This window comes from Enterobacter roggenkampii, from assembly GCF_001729805.1.
GTDB classification, from domain to species: Bacteria; Pseudomonadota; Gammaproteobacteria; order Enterobacterales; family Enterobacteriaceae; genus Enterobacter; species Enterobacter roggenkampii.
This window is the reverse complement of sequence record NZ_CP017184.1, coordinates 529,647-546,987: the sequence shown is the minus strand read 5'-3', so window position 1 is coordinate 546,987 and position 17,341 is coordinate 529,647. Positions and strand designations below refer to the sequence as shown.

The window sequence follows — 17,341 nt, the reverse complement described above, 5'->3', positions numbered from 1 at the left end:
AAATTACTGAAGCTGTACGCGTTCACCTGCGTTAATGGCATCCATGAGCGTTTTACGGAGTTGCTCCAGGGCTTTGTCTACCTGTTCGGCGTTATCCAGCGTTGTCACACCCGCAGCTCGTTCCATCGTTTTACGCGTGTTCACGTAGATGGTCTTTTTCAGCTTGGGTTCAGGCTTAGCTACTGGATCGATAATCCCTGGCTGAGGGACAGTTTTTGGTTCAGGCACTTTCTTACGCTGTTCTTCAACCCAGCTGTTCAGCCGTTCGTTTGCTTTGAATTGTAGCGCCCGAACCTCAGCCTGTTCTTCCATAATCTGTGGGATCAGGCCGTTCTGCTCCACTTTCTTACGCGATTGCTGCATCGGGTGTAAAAGCGAGTGCTGCAAGTCAGCAGGGACGTGCATCTCCTGCATGCTTTGCTTCAGCTCATTGATATGGTTATCTATCTGCTGCAGCGCATGGCTTCGGTATTCTTCCACCAGACGCTGGTTGATGGTTTCAACGGTTTCAATCAGCGGAATAATCCGGTGCAGCTCTCCGTAAGGTCGTGCCTTGCTGTAGATAGCTTCCAACTCCTGCAACGCCTTTTGGGCCGTTTCGTCTTTATCCAGCGCGTTACGGTTAGCTTTAAAACTTCCATTGAACGCCGTGCTCAAGCGCTGCCATGTGGCGTATTGGTTTTTGTAGAAGCTGACCAAATCGTCCCAGTCTTCCGAGAAATCTTTAAGATCGTCGGCCGCTGTGGTGATTTTTTCAATGACCGCGTATTCCTCTTTCTCGTTAAGGATCCCGTTCAGCAATACCAGGCCTTCTTCTATCTCTTTACGGCCAGGGTTTTGTCCACTCTCTGCACGAGTTTTAAAAACAGTCAACTCGCTCTTCCAGCGGCCAAAGAGTTCGCGAATATGAGATACCAACGACTGTTCTTCACGCTCGTTAAACGGCTCTCCGGCAATCTCAGCCATCAGTTGCGCGGCTTTAGTCAGCTGCGCTTCGTCATGGCGACGTACTTTATGCAAACGCAAATCGCTGTAACGACGTGAATTATTAAACGCGTCCCACGCCTGCTTCAGTGCGATTTCACTGCCTTGCAGAGTGAAGCTGTATTTTCCGCTGCGCGCCAGCCGAGCAACCAGCAATTTGACCTCATCTTCCGGCCAGCCAAATGGGCGACGGCCAAAAGTGGTGAGGATATCCCGCAGGTAAACTGGCTTATGAGTCTCAATACTCATACTGATCCAGTTATCCACTTCACGCATCGCCTCTGGGTTGGATTCTTCCATATCCCCGAGATCGAGCTGGGTATCATTTTCTACTGTCAACAGCGCGTGAGTTTCACGATTTACGTCTCCGGTACTAAGACGCAGCAATTTTAGTTTGGAGAAACTGTTCTCGATAACGTAACCGCAGGCTGCATCCACGATAGCTAACGGCGAAGAGGATTTCTTATCCAGCCGTTCGCCCAGCGCCCAGACATCAGCTTGAGCCAGCAAGCCTTCAATCTGCGCCTTCAGCGTTTTTTCGCGCATGCCATTTTCACGGCCTTTTTCTGCCAACAGAGTTGCCTGTTCCGGACGCTGTCCACTTTGCTTGCTAAGGAAGGCTTTGGTCTGCGCGTACATGGTCAGGTCTTGCCAGGTACGAGCCTCATCAGGCAGACAAATTAAGATGCAGTCCTTACTGTCCGTCATCAGCAGACTATTAGAATGCGCGCCCTTATAGCTCTCGTAGTTCGAGTCCAGTGGTGTGAGCACCTTAACCACCAGATCGTTAAGATTCGCACCATCCAGCGGATGTCCGTTACAAAAACGACTGATATCAAAATCCTGCTTATTGGCCGGATAGCGATATCTTTTGTTCTTCAGGATCTCTTCGAAAATGATGGTTGAGAGTTGCTTATTGATGATGGTGAATTCCACGTCAATATTGCGGATTTCGTTTTCAATCTCTTTTTCTTCGTTAGTGAGAAAAACAAATTTGTCATCAATACGCGAGATCAGCATCTCAGCCTGCAGACGATTAAGACTGGCTTCAATCTGTCGACGGAGTTCCACTTTATCAGTATCAATACGCTCAATAGAGAGCGTGACGAGATTGTCGAGAGTACTTTTCAGCACATCGACGTAGCGGATCAGGAACAGCGTCTTTAGTAGTTTGCCGTCAAACTCCGTCAGTGACGGAGACTGGCAGGCCTGAATAATAGTGCGGCTAACTGCAGGTTCCAGGAAGCTTTCGATCGCGGAGTAAAAGCGCCAGAACGGGACCAGACTATCCAGACCCTCTGCAGAGATTTGCACAGCTGCCGACTGGAAGGCATCCAGCAGAGAGCGCTCCCCCATTGCCAACTGTTTACCTGCGGCCCCTTTGGTTCGGATTGATTCAAAGACCTTTTGCAGGATCTGGTAATGCCACGGTACAAACGGATAGTTATCCACGAACTCGCGGCTGTTTGTATAGGCTCGCAGCGTAGCTGTCGTTGTCGTGTCAAACGCCAACTGGTTACGCAGAATATCGCCTTTTTCCTGCCAGATAGCTTCCAGCTCCGGTATTGCCGCATCGGTTTTCACCAGCAAACGTTTTTGTATAACTTCTGAGGTATTCGAGCTGGAGAGTTGTAAGCGCGTTGAGAAACGCCCCTGAATCTTGGAGAAATCCTGACCGTCGCGACTGCTCATACCACCAATGGCGGCATTAATGTCGGCCTGGGAGGTCACAATCACCCATGCGCGTCCACCGCAAATAACGCCCAGGTTTTCGGTGATGGTTTGCAGCTTCAGCATCATCTGTGCATCTTTACCAATGAACTGCCCAACTTCATCGACCATAAACAGAATGTTGCGGTTGCCTTGACTATCCAGCCACTCTTTAACCCACGTACAGAAATTTTTGATATCCAGAGGGAAGTTCTTATCAAGTTGCTCGATCCACTGGCGAGAAGACTCTTCACTCTGGCCTGTAGCAACACTCAGCGCCTTAGCCATCTGATCGTTTATCATCAGATAAACATCACGTTCATCTTCCCAACGAGAGCCAGTGATATCCGCAAAGGCGGCTTTAAAGGTATCAAACTGCCCACGCTTATCGAGCTCACGTTCCAGGTGTGCAATATGTGGGAAGTCCCCACAATAACCAGCCAGTTCGTTAAAGACTTTCAGAAAGACTTTGAGAATGGCATCAACGCCATCTTCGACATTAGCGCGTGAGTCAATATTGAATAGAACGACATCAGTCGGATGCTGAACCGATTTCCGAATATCGGCCAACAGCAGTGCATCATCAATTTTCTCTTCAAAGAAGGAGAGCGCATTACGCGTGACGCCATTGTGGCTAACTTCGCGGTTCGCCAGCAGATAGGAAAGGATCTTAATGAAGTGTGATTTACCGGACCCAAAGAAGCCTGAAACCCAGACGCCCATTTTATCGGCAAGCTGTAATCTGCCTGGTCCAGTAGCTGGGGCATAGACTTCAAAGAACTGACGCAGGTGGCCATCGAGCTCCCGAGTGATGACGTACTCATCCAGTTCTATCCAGGCGCTTTCGTCGTCGGTCTGCTCGGCTTTAACTACGCCGTTAATATTACGTTTTAGCGGTTTCTCAAAAATTTTTTCTATATTCATTGCTGTCGTCTTTTAACGAGGAGTCAAAGTCGCCGCAGGTCCGGTTTCTGGTACCAGTCTGAAGGCGCGGTAATAGTTACGCGAATTAATGCCTGAGAGTGGAGAAAGATCATATCCACTGTAGGTGCCAGGATAGAACATCAGCAGTGGTGTAAACCCCATCACGTCCTGAAGTGCGCTCATAAGCTCATGACCGCGAACCAATGGCCAGGCGTTACCGAGGCCCGTCAGAATGACAAATTGCTGTGCCGGAAGATCGACCGTACGCGCAATATATTCCGCGATTTTTTTTTGGCTCAGCGGGGCTGCCAGATGCTTTTTCAGTGTCTCAAGGCCAAGCTCAGGCTCTCGCTGGCAGATACGGTCAAAGAGCTTACGTTCTTCAAGCATATCGATGATGACCTGGAAGATATTGAGTGTTTTATAGGTATATTTTTTATCCAGTTTTTTGAATAAAAAGTGTAAATACTCGCGGACCTGAAGCTCCTGCTTCGCCGGATAGTCAAAGATCCAGAAGCCAATCTCGTTGCCGGAGCCTTGGTTTTTCAAAAAACGGTCGTCGCCGATACGTTCTTCTAACTGTTTTAAACGATATTCAAGGATCGGATCATTCATGCTTTACCCTCCAGAACAGGAAGCAATTCGGCTTTGTTTAAACGATGCAAGGCCGTTGCAACATCTGGTAGAAGGAAAACGTTTTGTAAGTTCCGGCGGCGTGGGCTATCCAGGTAACCTGCTTCTGCAAGCGCCTTAATCAGATTGTTACCCATTTTTTGGATAGATGAATCAGAGAATGCAGCCAGCTCCGGGTGCAAACGAAGATTCTCATCCACAAAATCACCCCAGCAATTTAAACCAAGCTTTTCTTTAAACTGTTGGCGAGCCGGATTTACAACCTCAGCGATAAACTCCGCAACAATTGGAGACTGGATCATCAATGCAACCAATAGCATTTGTAGACGTTCGCTTTCACTGCCATCAGCAATCAGTTTCCAGCACACCCGATCCAAGGTCATCAATCGCAGCCTTAAGGTTCGGGCATAACGATTTGCAGTGCTTGTGGAGGAAGCCTGAAGAATATTTTCATTGATTATTTGCTGCTGCCAGGTTGTTTCATCTGGTTCAGAAAGCAACAGTTCAGCAATGGTTCGGCTCTCTCGGACCATCAACGAACCGCCCAGCAGATCGCCAATCCAGCGTTTGTCATTTTTTTTCATGGTGTTTGTCATCAAAAATCCGGAATGCTGCTCGCAAAAAATCAAGTAATGATTGTAATCGGCCCGCAGGTGATATGCCATGGTTAAGACCCGAACAATGATGTGATTTATTGATGCAGATTATCGACTGATCCTGATCATAGATTTAGAGCGTAATTTCCGGTTTGATGCCTTCACGAAAGTCTCGTATTGAGTGAGTTAATGGATCGTAACCAGAGGTAAACTACAATGTCGAAAGTAAATAATCCGGGATTTGTCTTGTCACCTTACTCGCAGAAGAAAATCCTCAAGGCACTAGGAAGTCGCCAAGAAAAGACGGACGCTACCGCTAAACGGCATGGAAAACCGACCCGCTATAATATTGCCACCAGCGATTATGATAATCTTGTCAGCGGTGAGCACGGTCCGCTGATCCTGAAGGTCAGAAGGGGGAAAATCGTTACAGAAAAACATTACTGTGCCGAATGCCACAGTTACATCAGCCCAATCAGGGCATATGCCGACAGCAACTATGGGAAAGTGCATCTTTGTACACCTTGCCATCTTGCAGCGTTCAACCGTAGCTTTGGACACGCGGATGCTATGCCGCTCAAGCTGGACCATGCTCATGCACATAGGGGAAAGTGGTAACGATAATATTGCCAGGGATTGTTAAGCGTCCTGTTTAACATTCTGCTTTTCAAACTCAGCCGGGAAAGAACCAGTTATATGCAGAATGTTTACGCAATATCTATTGTTATCTATCACCAATAAACTTGATTTTATTACATTTTGAGATGAGTAAATTCAGATGAATATGGACACAAAAAAAGCCACCCTTAGGCAGCTAATTATTGCATCACTTGGTGCCGAAGGCCGGACTCGAACCGGCACGTATTTCTACGGTTGATTTTGAATCAACTGCGTCTACCGATTTCGCCACTTCGGCACTGAAGGGGATGCGGAAACGTTGTGGATTATACCTGTCGCGCGCCGCCATGCAAGCGACGACGCGCTAAACCCGCGCTAAGTGCCCAAAAAACCAGCGCCCTTTGTCACTCCAGCTCAGACACCGCCAGCCGTATCACCCTCGCCGCCTTTTGCTCCGGCAGCGCCAGCACCTTGGCCCACATCTCCTGCACCATATCGCAGGAGAGCTTCTCTTTGCCCGCCGCCTTTTCCGGCATCTGCAGCAGCTGGATGTCCTCGCCGTACTTATCGGCAAGTTCCTTCATAATCGGCCGCACGTCTTCGACAGCCGCCTCGCGTTCGGCCGGGGTCACGGTGTGGCGGTTTTTGCCGTAGGCCGCGCGCATCATGTCGGCATCGGCCTGCATGCGCCGCGCCATCAGGTCTTTATCCAGCATGCGCATCGGGTTCACGCCGCCCTTCACCATCGGGTAGAGGAAGCGGAAGCAGGCGTCGTCGCTCACCTTCTGGATGGCGGCGGTCTGCTCCATGTTGATGGTCATGTAGTTCACCACGTTGGCGTCCGGGGCGTTCTGCAGGCGCGACATCTGCAGATGCAGGATCTGCGGCTGGATGGTGTCGATAATCTGCTGCTCCGGCTCGCCCGCTTTTTGCAGGGCGGCCATCTGGTCGAGGATGCGCTGATGCAGCGCGGGCTCCTGCTCCTTAATCACCTGCCAGGCGGGCATCGCGTTAAGGGCGTTATCCATCTGCCGTTCCGGGGCGCGCTGCCTGTCGAAAAACACCCAGAACGCCACGGCGGCAGCCGCAATGACGACAATCACAATACGGGTCCACGTTTTATTCATCTCGCATCCTTATCCTTGAGTTATGCCGGTTTACACCGGCACGCCGCTGTGGAAGCGAAACTCGTTGTCCGGTGTCGAGATAAGTGTGGCTTCAATTTCGCCAAAAAGCTTTATGCGCGGTGAGATATCGTCGTCGCTCACCTGCTGGGCCAGCGTCAGGTAGTCCTGATAGTGGCGCGCTTCCGAGCGCAGCAGCGAGAGATAGAACTTCTGCAGGTCGTCGTCGAGGAACGGAGCCAGCGCGGCGAAGCGTTCGCAGGAGCGGGCTTCGATGTAGGCGCCGCAGATGAGCTTGTCGATCAGCGTCAGCGGTTCGTGGGTGCGCACTTCCTTCAGCATCCCTTTGGCGTAGCGGCTGGCGGTGATTTTGACGTACGGAATGTCGCGCGCCAGCATCGCCTCGCGCACCTGCCAGAAGTGGTGCAGCTCCTCTTTAATAAGCAGCACCATGCTGTCGATGAGCGCCTGGCCCCACGGGTCGTCGGTTTTGGGCATCACGCTTTTGCCAATCTGCCTGTGCAGGGCGATGAAGTCCGGCTCCGGGCCGTCGCGGAAGGTGAACTGTTCGTAGGGCTTGAGCCAGTCGAGCAGCGCGTCGGCACCGCTTTCGTCGGCGACGTATTTGCGCACCAGCAGCAGCGCGGTCTGGGCGGCCTTGAGCTCGCACACCATGTGGTCGGTGAGCAGCAGCGGCAGGTTCGCCGGGTCGCGGGCTTTATCAATCCATGCTTGCGGGGTCGGGCACTGGAGGAAGTTGAGTACGGGGGCGAGTATCTGCGGGTAATCCATGGTTCTGCCTTGAAAAAGCGGTGGCGCGCGCCACCGCCTGAAACGCTTAGTGACGCACGCCGTCGTCGTCTTCGTCGACGTAATCTTCGTCGTCGCCTTCTTCGCCGTCTTCACCGTTCGGATCTTCGAAGTAGGTTCCCCAGCCGTCGTATTCCACGTCAAACTTCTCGGCCAGGTTCATCAGCTGTTCTACCTGCGCGTCGATCAGCTCCGCCTTCAGCGCGCCTTCGCTCAGGATATCGCAGCAGATGACGGTGTCGCCCTCTTCCACTTCCAGCTCTTCCGGCTCGGTCACTTCGTAACCCAGCTTGAAGGCTTCCACGGCCATTTTTTCCAGCGCGTCGAAATCATCCGCAGAGAAATGGTGCTCGATGGTGTACAGCGCGTCCGGATCGCTACCGTCTTCCAGCAGCTCTTCAATAATCAGACGCGTCTCTTCGCGTTGCTCTTCCAGTAATTCCGGGTTTGCCATGGCTCAATCCTCTTTAAAGTGCGGCAGATACTTCTATTTTCACACACGGACGGGTTTGCCTCCACCTTTGTTGGAAAGATTTGTGAAACGGGGTTGCAAATGAATAATTACACATATAAAGTGAATTTTAATTCAATAAGTGGCGTTCGCCATGTGAGGATAAAATGTCTGATCTGTACAAGAAACACTTTCTGAAATTGCTCGACTTTACCCCTGCACAGTTCACTTCTCTGCTGACCCTTGCCGCACAGCTCAAAGCCGATAAGAAAAAGGGCAAGGAAGTACAAAATCTTACCGGCAAAAACATCGCGCTCATCTTCGAAAAAGACTCGACCCGTACCCGTTGCTCTTTCGAAGTTGCCGCATTTGACCAGGGCGCTCGCGTCACGTATTTAGGGCCGAGCGGCAGCCAGATTGGGCATAAAGAATCAATTAAGGACACCGCGCGCGTGCTCGGGCGGATGTACGACGGCATTCAGTATCGCGGTCACGGCCAGGAAGTGGTCGAAACGCTGGCGCAGTATGCGGGCGTTCCGGTGTGGAACGGGCTGACCAACGAGTTCCACCCGACGCAGCTGCTGGCGGACCTGCTGACCATGCAGGAGCACCTGCCGGGCAAGGCGTTTAACGAGATGACGCTGGTCTACGCGGGCGACGCGCGCAACAACATGGGCAACTCGATGCTGGAAGCGGCGGCGCTGACCGGGCTGGATCTGCGCCTGGTGGCCCCGAAAGCCTGCTGGCCGGAAGAGAGCCTGGTGGCAGAGTGCAGCGCGCTGGCGGAGAAGCACGGTGGGAAAATCACGCTGACGGAAGACGTGGCGGCGGGCGTGAAGGGCGCGGACTTTATCTATACCGACGTGTGGGTGTCGATGGGCGAAGCCAAAGAGAAGTGGGCGGAGCGGATTGCGTTGCTGCGCGGGTATCAGGTGAACGCGCAGATGATGGCGCTGACCGGCAACCCGGACGTGAAGTTCCTGCACTGTCTGCCGGCGTTCCATGACGACCAGACCACGCTCGGCAAGCAGATGGCGAAAGAGTTCGACCTGCACGGCGGGATGGAAGTGACGGACGAGGTGTTTGAGTCGGCGGCGAGCATCGTGTTTGACCAGGCGGAAAACCGGATGCATACGATTAAGGCGGTGATGGTGGCGACGCTTGGGGAGTGATCCTTTCTCCCACTTTATTGATTCGGTGCGCTCTTCTTGCCGGGTGGCGCTGCGCTTACCCGGCCTACACAACCCGTAGGCCCGTGCAAGCGTAGCGCCGCCGGGCGAATCAGGCCAGCTCCATTTCATTGATTTTTCACCCCGAAAAAGGTACGTTTTCGCCTTAATTCCAGCGTGGACATACCAGCATTATGCCGATTATTCAGTCTGTTGAACGTGCGTTGCAGATCCTCGACCTGTTCAACGAGCAGGCCACCGAGCTTAAGATCACCGACATCAGCAAACTGATGGGGCTGAGCAAGAGTACCCTCCACTCGCTGCTAAAAACCTTGCAGCTACACGGCTATATCGATCAGAACCCGGAAAACGGTAAGTATCGCCTCGGCATGAAGCTGGTCGAGCGCGGCCATTTTGTCGTGGGCTCCATCGATATTCGTCAGAAGGCGAAAGGCTGGCTGACGGAGCTGTCCCAGCGTACCGGGCAGACCACCCATCTGGGGATACTGGACGGGCGTGAAGGGGTTTATATCGAGAAGATTGAAGGCAAGCTGGCCGCCATCGCCTATTCGCGCATTGGCCGCCGCCTGCCGGTTCACGCCACCGCCATCGGCAAGGTGTTGATTGCCTGGCTGGGCGAGACCGAGCTGAACGCCCTGCTGGAGGGTTATCAGTACACCACCTATACCCCTTCCACCCTCGCCTCTCGCGAAGCATTAATGGCCGCTCTGGCGCTGACCCGCGAGCAGGGCTATGCCCTGGATAGCGAAGAGAACGAGCAGGGCGTGCGCTGCGTGGCGGTGCCGGTGTGGAACCACGAGTCCCGCGTGATTGCCGCCCTGAGCCTGTCGACGCTGACCTCCCGCGTGGACGACGCAGAGCTGGCTGATTTCCGCGAGCAGCTTCAGCAGGCCGGGCTCCAGCTCTCACGCGCGCTGGGCTACCCGGCCTGAGCCATTAAACCGGCTCGTAGGTGAAGTAGTCGAAGTCCGCGTGGCAGCCGTCGCCGCTGATGTCCTCGCAGTGCAGCCCCACAAACGCGCCGGTGAAGAAACCGCGCCCGCCAATGTAGTCGTCCGATAGCTTCCACGCCTCATACGTGACCGGCACGGTGTGCCACGTCTCGCCGTCGAACGAGTAGCTGTAACGGTAAACCAGCGTATCCACGTCCACGCGCAGCCAGATGCTCTCTGCACTCTCCGGCACCGGAATCGGCTGCTCGTGCAGCGGCCATGACGGCACGTTGTGGTCGAGCTGGATCACCTTGATGGTTCTCCCCTGCCCCTCCTCGTAGTCCACAAAGCAGTAGCTCCAGTTTTTGCTGTTGTAGTAGCAGGTCAGCCCCGCGCTCTGCTGGAAGTGGACCGGCGAGAACTGCATCCGCGTTTCCGCCCGGAAGGCAAAGTGCTGCCAGCGGCGCGCCACGGTCGACTGGGTAAAGGTCGAGTTGAGCGAGTCGTTGCCGTAGAGCCGTAAATAGCCCGGGCGCGCGGTGAGTGAGCCGAGAGTGTCGTCGAACGGAATGCGCAGGGTCTGCAATTCAGGGTCAAGCGTGCTGCCGTCGAAGTCCTCTCGCCAGCTACCCTGAGCGGCGCCAGGCTGCTCGGCCACCTGCGGGCCTTTCACGGTCAGCTGCGCGTGCTTGCCCCCTTCCACGTACGGCCAGCCGTCGCGCCATTCAATGCGGGCGATACCGGTCTCGCGCCCCAGCGGACAGTAGCCGCGCCCGCCGGAGGCCAGCAGCGGCACGCCGGGCAGGCGCAGCGGGCGGCTGGTGAGATAGGCCATGTACCACTCCCCGGTGTGGGTCTGCAGCAGCGAGCCGTGGCCGCTCTTCTGCAGCGGGTTCTCCGGCAGGTGCCAGCTGGTCATCATCGTCACGTCCGGGTGCAGCTCGTACGGCCCGTCGATATTTTTGGAACGCAGCACCACGACGGCGTGCTCGTAGCTGGTGCCCCCTTCGGCCACCATCAGGTAGTACCATCCCGCGTGCCGATAAAGGTGCGCCCCCTCGGTGTAGCAGAGCGGCGTGCCGGTAAACAAGGTTTTGCGCTCGGGCGAGAGGGTGCCGGTCTGCGGGTCAAACGCCTGCAACACGATGGTGTTGTGCGGGTTGCTGTGGTGGCGCGGCCCCCACGGACGGTAGAGGTAGTACTTGCGGCCGTCGTCGTCGTGGAACAGGGACGGATCAAACCCGCCGTTGCCCATCGGGATCGGCTCGCTCCATGGCCCCTCAATGGACGGCGCGGTGACGAGGAAGTTGCGGCCGTTTTTCCACGGCGAGTCGACAATCTTTACGTCGGTGTAGAGCAGCCAGAATTTGCCGTCGGCGTAGCTCAGACACGGTGCCCAGATGCCGCCGGAGTCCGGGTTGCCCTTCATGTCGAGCATCGACACGCGGTCCAGCGGCGTGCTGACCAGCGACCAGTTTTTCAGGTCGCGGGAGTGGTAGATGCGCACGCCGGGGAACCACTCGAAGGTCGAGGTGGCGATGTAGTAGTCCTCGCCCTGACGGCACAGGGACGGGTCCGGGTTGAAGCCGGTGAGTATTGGGTTGGTGATTTCCATATTGCCTCCGGTTAATGGGATGCGGCTGTCGCAGCGTCGGGAACGGCCTCGCCCTGCGCCGCGCGGTGCTTGATCAGCTGCTGGCTGATGGCCTCCACGCGGGCATCGGTGAGCTTATAGAACGACAGCATGATGAACATGCCCGCGTAGAGCACCACCGGCACCACGCAGAACAGAATTTTGATGGTGGTCAGCACTTCCACCGGCTGCGCGCTGCTGCTGGCGGAGTAGTTCACGTACGCCAGGATCCAGCCCACCACCGCTCCGCCAATTGCCAGGCCAATCTTCAGGCTGAACAGGTAGGTGGAGAACACCAAGCCGTCGAGGCGGCGCCCGCTGCGGCTCTCTTCGTAATCCACCACGTCAGAGGCCATCAGCCACTGCAGCGGCGTGGTGGTGTTAAAGACGAACAGGAACAGGATGTTGAGGGCGAAAATCAGCGCGATGTGCTCCGCCGGGGTGACGAAAATCAGCAGGCTGATCAGCGAGTAGGCGACGATGATCCACTTGAAGGCGGTGACGCGGTCGAAGCGGCCCAGCAGGCGAGAGGAGCAGAGCGAGCCGAACATGGTGGCGAGGCTGCCGTAGAGTAAGAACTGGGTCGCCATCTCCGGGTGATCCATCACGTATTTCACGAAGTAGAGCGTCGCCCCGCCGCGCACCACGTTGGAGCAGGTCGCCATCATCTTGAACGCGCACATGATGCGCCACTGGCCGTTGCCCAGCAGCAGCCTGAGATCTTTCGCCACCGACGAGCCCGGCTGCACCTCAAAGGTGTAACGCTCTTTGGTGGTAAAGAAGCAGACGTAGAGCAGCACCACGCCGGTCAGGCCCAGCACGCACATGGCGCCGAAATAGCCCACCTGCTCGTCCCCCTTGCCGATGATGCTCACCAGCGGCAGGGCAATGCCGCTGATGGCGAGCGATCCCGCCGCAGCCAGGAAGAAGCGCCACGACTGCAGGGCGTGACGCTCTTTCGGGTCGGCGGTGATGACGCCGGGCATGGCGCAGTAGGGCACGTTAACGAAGGTGTAGACCAGGGTCAGAAGAATGTAGGTCACGCAGGCGTAGATGATTTTGCCCTGCGCGGAGAAGTCCGGCGTGTAGAAGGTCAGCACGCAGACGATGCCAAACGGGATGGCGCCCCACAGCAGGAACGGGCGGAACTGGCCGTGCCGCGTGCGGGTGCGGTCGACCAGTAGCCCCATCAGCGGGTCAGTCACGGCGTCGAGCACGCGGGAGATTAAAAACAGCGTTCCCATAATGCCCGCCGACAGGCCGAAGACGTCGGTGTAGAAATAGGCCAGCAGGAACATCGTGGCCTGCCAGACGAAGCCGCAGGCGGTGTCACCCAGCCCGTAGCCAATTTTGTCTTTCATGGTTAATTGCGTCATCAGAATTACACCCTTATGTAGTGTGCTGAATTACAACATCGTGTTAATGGAGTGTAATGAGCTGTTCAATTAACCAGCAATGGTCATATCTTATTTCCGAATTACGTTATTTTGCTTTTGTGACGCCAACGATATATCGCAACGTATTGTTTAAATTAGCAAATTACAGACATGCGAAAACCGTCCGCGGAATATTTCCCGCAGACGGTTTTATCTTAGAAAATAATTAAATGCCGAGCGCTTTTTTACCGGCGTTAATTACCTCGATAATTTTATCGGTGTCATAAATACAGCCTTTCCAGGTGCCGCCGCTCACCGACTGCAGCGCCGCCCACAGCCGGGTATCGTCCGGCAAAAAGTCGTGGGCGTGCAGGTCCGGGTGCGTCTGCCGCATTGCCAGCTCGCGCGCGCCCTCCTCCGGCGTCAGCGGGTTATCCGCGGTGCCGATAAAGTTCACGCTGCCCGTTAATGTCAGTCGGTCGACGGCTATCTCGATGATGTCGTTATCGCGCAGCTTGCCAATCGGCCCGCCCGCCAGCGCCTCCGGCGACACGTGGCCGAAGCAGGCGCCCGTCGACACGCCCGAGAAGCGTGCATCGGTGATTAACGACACCGTCTTGCCCCACGAGATATGCTTCAGCGCGGAGGTAAGCTGGTAGGTCTCTTCCATGCCGGTGCCGGACGGCCCGCCGCCGATCACCACCATGATATCGCCCTGCTTAATCTCTTCCCGCTTGATGGCCTTGATCGCCTGCGCTTCCGAGACAAACACCCGCGCCCGGCCGGTGTGGCGGTAAACGCCATCTTCACCGACGACCGACGGGTCGATCGCCGTGGCCTTGATCACCGAGCCTTCCGGCGCGATGTTGCCCGTCGGGAAGCAAACCGTTGAGGTCAGCCCTTTCGCTTTTGCCTTCTCCGGCGGCAGGATCACGTCATCCGGATCCACGCCGTCCTGCTCGCGCAGGCACTGGCGGAAGCGCGCCCGGCGCTCGGAGGCCTGCCACCAGTCGAGGTTTTCGCCCACCGTCTGGCCGGTCACGGTCATGGCGTCCAGGTGCAGCAGACCGAGATCGCGCAGGTGGAGCATCACCTCCGGCACGCCGCCCGCGAGGAACGCGCGCACGGTCGGGTGATAGTCCGGGCCGTTGGGCAGCACGCTGACCAGGCGCGGCACCTTACGGTTGACGCGCGTCCAGTGCTCTACGTCTGGGATTGTGCAGCCCGCCGCGTGGGCAATGGCCGGAATGTGCAGCAGTAAATTCGTCGAGCCGCCGAACGCCGCGTGGATCACCATCGCGTTTTCGATGGCTTTGTCAGTCAGGATATCGCGCGTGTTGATGCCGCGGTTATCCAGCTCGCTCACCGCGCGTGCCGACTGGCGGGCGATCTCCAGCCACACCGCCTGCCCGGACGGGGCCAGCGCGGAGTGCGGCAGCGCCAGGCCCAGCGCTTCCGCGACCACCTGCGAGGTGCCCGCCGTGCCGAGGAACTGACACCCGCCGCCCGGCGAGGCGCAGGCGCGACAGCCCAGCTCGGCGGCCTCCTGCAGGGAGAGTTCGTGGTTGGCAAAGCGCGCGCCGATGGTCTGCACCTTGCCCGCATCTTCCCCCACGGTCGGCGGCAGCGTCGCCCCGCCCGGCACCAGAATGGTCGGCAGGTCGTGCATCGCGGCCAGGGCAATCATGGTGGCGGGCAGCCCTTTATCGCAGGTTGCCACGCCTATTACCGCCCGGCGCGTCGGCAGGGAACGGATCAGGCGGCGAAACACGATCGCCGCGTCGTTGCGGTACGGCAGGGAGTCGAACATGCCGTGCGTGCCCTGAGAACGGCCGTCGCAGGGATCGCTGACGAAGGCCGCAAACGGGATCCCGCCGTTGCGGGTGATCTCCTTCGCCGCCGCCTGCATCTGCATGCCGATCTCCCAGTGGCCGGTGTGGTAGCCCAGCGCAACCGGGCGTCCGTCCCCGGCGCGAATGCCGCCCTGGGTGCCGATGATCAGCACCTCTTTGCCGGTCAGCTTGTTGGCATCCCAGCCCATCCCGGCGTTCTGCGTCATGCCGAACAGGTTGCCGCTGGGGGATTCCATCAGCATCTGCGGGGTCAGCGGCAGCGCGCCCTGCGGCCCCGCCGCGTGGGTGATGACGGCATAAAACGCCTCGTCCTGCGGGGTGAAAATCTTCTCGATGGTCATGGTTATCGTCCGGCTCAGCAGAGCTTGAGCTGTTGCAGCAGGGTTTTCAGCTGCGCCTTGCGCGGCTCGTCCAGCGGCGAGGCGGGCGGCAGCACGTGCGTGGAAATCGGGCGGCCGCAGAGCACGATCGCCTCTTTAATGACGTTCACAAACGGCGTATCCAGCTGATACATCTGAGGAATTTGCAGCAGGGTCTGATGATACTCAGCCGCTTTCGCCACGTCTTTCTCCCGCCAGGCTTTCAGAAGATTCACCGACACCTGCGGGGCAAAGTTGCCGCTCGCCGATATCGCCCCGTCGCCGCCGAGCAGCAGGGTATTAAACAGATGATCGTCGTAGCCGCAGAGCACGGTGAAGTGCGGATGGGCACCTTTGACGGTGTGGATCATGCTGCGCAGGTGGGCAACGGAGTCGATGGTGTCTTTGATGCCGACGATGTTACTGCGCGAGTCGGCCAGGGTTTTCACCAGCGCCGGGGTCAGATCCTGCCCGGTCAGCGCCGGGAAGTTATAGAGCATTACCGGCAGCGTAACGCTGTCCGCCACCTGTTCGAAATAGCGGATCAGGTTCGCTTCCGACACTTTCCAGTAGTAAGGGTTGATCACCACGATGCCGTCCGCCCCTGCCTGCTGCGCGTGCTGGCTCAGCGCAATGGTTTCCCGGGCGTTGGTGCCGCCGGTGCCGATCAGGACCGGTACGCGACGATCGACATGATCGATAGCAAATTGGGCAATGGTTTTACGCTCTTCGGCGCCGAGCTGGGAGAACTCGCCGCCGCTGCCCAGGAAGAACAGGCCGTCAACGCCTGCTTTGATGAGATCGTCGATCAGCGCGGCGGTGCCCTGCTTATCGAGCTGGCCATCGGCGGTAAAAATGGTGGAGACAGGGGGAATGATTCCCGTGAACAACGCGGACTGCGGCATGAGATCTCCTTGCTGAATCATTTTGTTCTACATTATAGAACAGCGTTCATTAAAGTAACGATCATACTATGACGCAGGAAAAGCGCAGGTAAATGAGAGATGAGGAGGGAGTGCGGGAAATTTAAGCTGGATCACATATTGGAAGGTGCGGCCTGATGCCCTCAACCTAACCCTCTCCCACAGGGAGAGGGGACTTTTACACCCTCTCCCCTTGGGAAAGGGGTTACTCTACAAGCATCTTCACCACCACTTTCCTGACCTTAGCAGGCGCCCCCACCGCGCACAGCGGCTTGTGCACCTCACCCGGCCAGAACACCACAAAATCCCCTTCGCTCAGCACCACGGTTTTCTCCTGCTCGCCTTCCGGCAGGAACGCGATGTCTTTGTCCGCCAGCCAGTCGGTGTCCGGCGTGCCGGGCGGCAGGCTGCTGAATGTCATCCCTTCCTGTCCCTTCATCACGATCTGAATATCCAGATAGCGCGCGTGGTACTCGGCGCGACGCTCGGCGAACGGCTGGGTTGTATCTTCGGAGACCAGATAAAACAGGCTGTTGCCGTTGACGTCGTGCTTGCCGAGCGGCGTGGTGTCGGTGACGTGAGTTTTAACGTGCTCAATGGCCTGACGCAGATCCTCAGGCAGCCAGGACTGCAGATGGTGGATGTTGCCGATAATCATCAGAATACCCTCAATATAAAACAACGTTTCATTTTTATCTTTTATACGAGAATCCCGACTGCCATACCAGTCCTTTTTAGGCGGGATTTGCGCGAGCGCATGTTTATCGGGAATGGTGTTAATTTGCTGTTAAGCCCTCGCAGGCATTTATGCAGTCATTATGCATATCTTCAGTTCTTCGTTATCACGGCCTTGCGCTAACTTACTGATCGTCATGCCTTAACAACAAAACTCGCTACAGCTTCACATTTTATCACTTTGATAATTTGCTATTAAATTCAATAAATATTTATTGATTTTCCTTAAGCCAAAAATAGTTAATTAGCAATATTGCATAGCCATTCCCTGCCGCCTTTAAAAACAATTAAAATCAATGGCTTAACAAAATATTTCAAAGCATGAAATTCTACAAAACACTAACAACTGCAAATAATGACAACGGATAGTGCTTAGCTATTCACCTCGCCAGAATAGCCAATTAATCATTATCTGATGCGAATCATGCAAATGAAAACAAACCGCTTAATATCCATTTACGCGTGAGCAATATCACAATACGGATTATTT

Annotated in this window: 15 protein-coding genes and 1 tRNA gene; 4 read left to right on the top strand and 12 right to left on the bottom strand. The window is 55.9% G+C overall.

Annotated elements, in window-relative coordinates; genetic code table 11:
- Positions 1–3: 3 nt before the first annotated feature.
- The 3 genes from brxC to BFV67_RS02530 are packed head-to-tail and all read right to left on the bottom strand — an operon-like array spanning position 4 to position 4,847.
- Positions 4–3,618 carry a BREX system P-loop protein BrxC gene (brxC, locus tag BFV67_RS02540; RefSeq protein WP_069597812.1) on the bottom strand — a complete coding sequence of 1,205 codons (3,615 nt, stop codon included), beginning with the start codon at positions 3,616–3,618 and terminating at the stop codon, positions 4–6.
- Positions 3,619–3,630: 12 nt separating this feature from the next.
- Entirely contained in the window at positions 3,631–4,233 is a 603-nt protein-coding gene (locus tag BFV67_RS02535) for a DUF1788 domain-containing protein (RefSeq protein ID WP_058675377.1), read from the bottom strand.
- Positions 4,230–4,847 (bottom strand): DUF1819 family protein, encoded by a 618-nt coding sequence (locus BFV67_RS02530; RefSeq protein ID WP_069597811.1) that lies wholly within the window; start codon positions 4,845–4,847, stop codon positions 4,230–4,232. Before BFV67_RS02530 ends, BFV67_RS02535 begins: the two co-directional genes overlap by 4 nt.
- A 216-nt stretch (positions 4,848–5,063) precedes the next feature.
- On the opposite strand from BFV67_RS02530, the gene BFV67_RS24095 reads away from it, so the two are divergent.
- Positions 5,064–5,465 (top strand): hypothetical protein, encoded by a 402-nt coding sequence (locus BFV67_RS24095; protein WP_131775249.1) that lies wholly within the window; start codon positions 5,064–5,066, stop codon positions 5,463–5,465.
- Positions 5,466–5,678: 213 nt separating this feature from the next.
- Here the strand turns inward: BFV67_RS24095 and BFV67_RS02520 are convergent.
- The 4 genes from BFV67_RS02520 to rraB form a co-directional block, all read right to left on the bottom strand.
- Positions 5,679–5,763, bottom strand: a tRNA-Leu gene (locus BFV67_RS02520).
- A gap of 106 nt (positions 5,764–5,869) precedes the next feature.
- A complete protein-coding gene (locus tag BFV67_RS02515) occupies positions 5,870–6,592 on the bottom strand; it encodes a topoisomerase II (protein ID WP_069597809.1) in 723 nt (240 codons plus the stop codon).
- A 30-nt stretch (positions 6,593–6,622) separates the two neighbouring features.
- Entirely contained in the window at positions 6,623–7,381 is a 759-nt protein-coding gene (gene miaE, locus BFV67_RS02510; protein WP_003862942.1) for a tRNA isopentenyl-2-thiomethyl-A-37 hydroxylase MiaE, read from the bottom strand.
- 46 nt (positions 7,382–7,427) lie between these two features.
- The gene (gene rraB / locus BFV67_RS02505; protein WP_008501374.1) at positions 7,428–7,853 is read right to left on the bottom strand and encodes a ribonuclease E inhibitor RraB; all 426 of its coding nucleotides are present in this window, start codon (positions 7,851–7,853) and stop codon (positions 7,428–7,430) included.
- Positions 7,854–7,952: 99 nt separating this feature from the next.
- Here rraB and argL point away from each other — a divergent pair, with 99 nt between their 5' ends.
- The 3 genes from argL to xynR all read left to right on the top strand — a co-directional run bounded on the left by argL (position 7,953) and on the right by xynR (position 9,972).
- Positions 7,953–8,048 (top strand): putative translational regulatory protein ArgL, encoded by a 96-nt coding sequence (gene argL / locus BFV67_RS24550; protein WP_213014347.1) that lies wholly within the window; start codon positions 7,953–7,955, stop codon positions 8,046–8,048.
- Positions 8,018–9,022 carry an ornithine carbamoyltransferase gene (argF, locus tag BFV67_RS02500; RefSeq protein WP_069597808.1) on the top strand — a complete coding sequence of 335 codons (1,005 nt, stop codon included), beginning with the start codon at positions 8,018–8,020 and terminating at the stop codon, positions 9,020–9,022. The genes argL and argF overlap by 31 nt, the downstream gene beginning before the upstream one ends.
- 191 nt (positions 9,023–9,213) lie before the next feature.
- Positions 9,214–9,972: a DNA-binding transcriptional repressor XynR gene (gene xynR / locus BFV67_RS02495; RefSeq protein ID WP_069597807.1), complete on the top strand. Its 759-nt coding sequence runs from the start codon at positions 9,214–9,216 to the stop codon at positions 9,970–9,972.
- A 4-nt stretch (positions 9,973–9,976) separates the two neighbouring features.
- On the opposite strand, the gene BFV67_RS02490 is transcribed toward xynR, so the two are convergent.
- From BFV67_RS02490 to BFV67_RS02470, 5 genes are all read right to left on the bottom strand, one after another.
- Positions 9,977–11,587, bottom strand: a complete 1,611-nt coding sequence (locus tag BFV67_RS02490) for a glycoside hydrolase family 43 protein (protein WP_069597806.1) — start codon at positions 11,585–11,587, stop codon at positions 9,977–9,979.
- Between the two features lie 11 nt (positions 11,588–11,598).
- Positions 11,599–12,981 carry an MFS transporter gene (locus tag BFV67_RS02485; protein ID WP_069597805.1) on the bottom strand — a complete coding sequence of 461 codons (1,383 nt, stop codon included), beginning with the start codon at positions 12,979–12,981 and terminating at the stop codon, positions 11,599–11,601.
- 226 nt (positions 12,982–13,207) lie between these two features.
- A complete protein-coding gene (gene yagF / locus BFV67_RS02480) occupies positions 13,208–15,175 on the bottom strand; it encodes a xylonate dehydratase YagF (protein WP_069597804.1) in 1,968 nt (655 codons plus the stop codon).
- 14 nt (positions 15,176–15,189) lie between these two features.
- Positions 15,190–16,098: a 2-keto-3-deoxygluconate aldolase gene (yagE, locus tag BFV67_RS02475; protein WP_069597803.1), complete on the bottom strand. Its 909-nt coding sequence runs from the start codon at positions 16,096–16,098 to the stop codon at positions 15,190–15,192.
- Positions 16,099–16,321: 223 nt separating this feature from the next.
- Complete coding sequence (locus BFV67_RS02470; RefSeq protein WP_069598936.1) at positions 16,322–16,774, bottom strand: YhcH/YjgK/YiaL family protein; 453 nt, start codon at positions 16,772–16,774, stop codon at positions 16,322–16,324.
- Positions 16,775–17,341 lie beyond the last annotated feature (567 nt).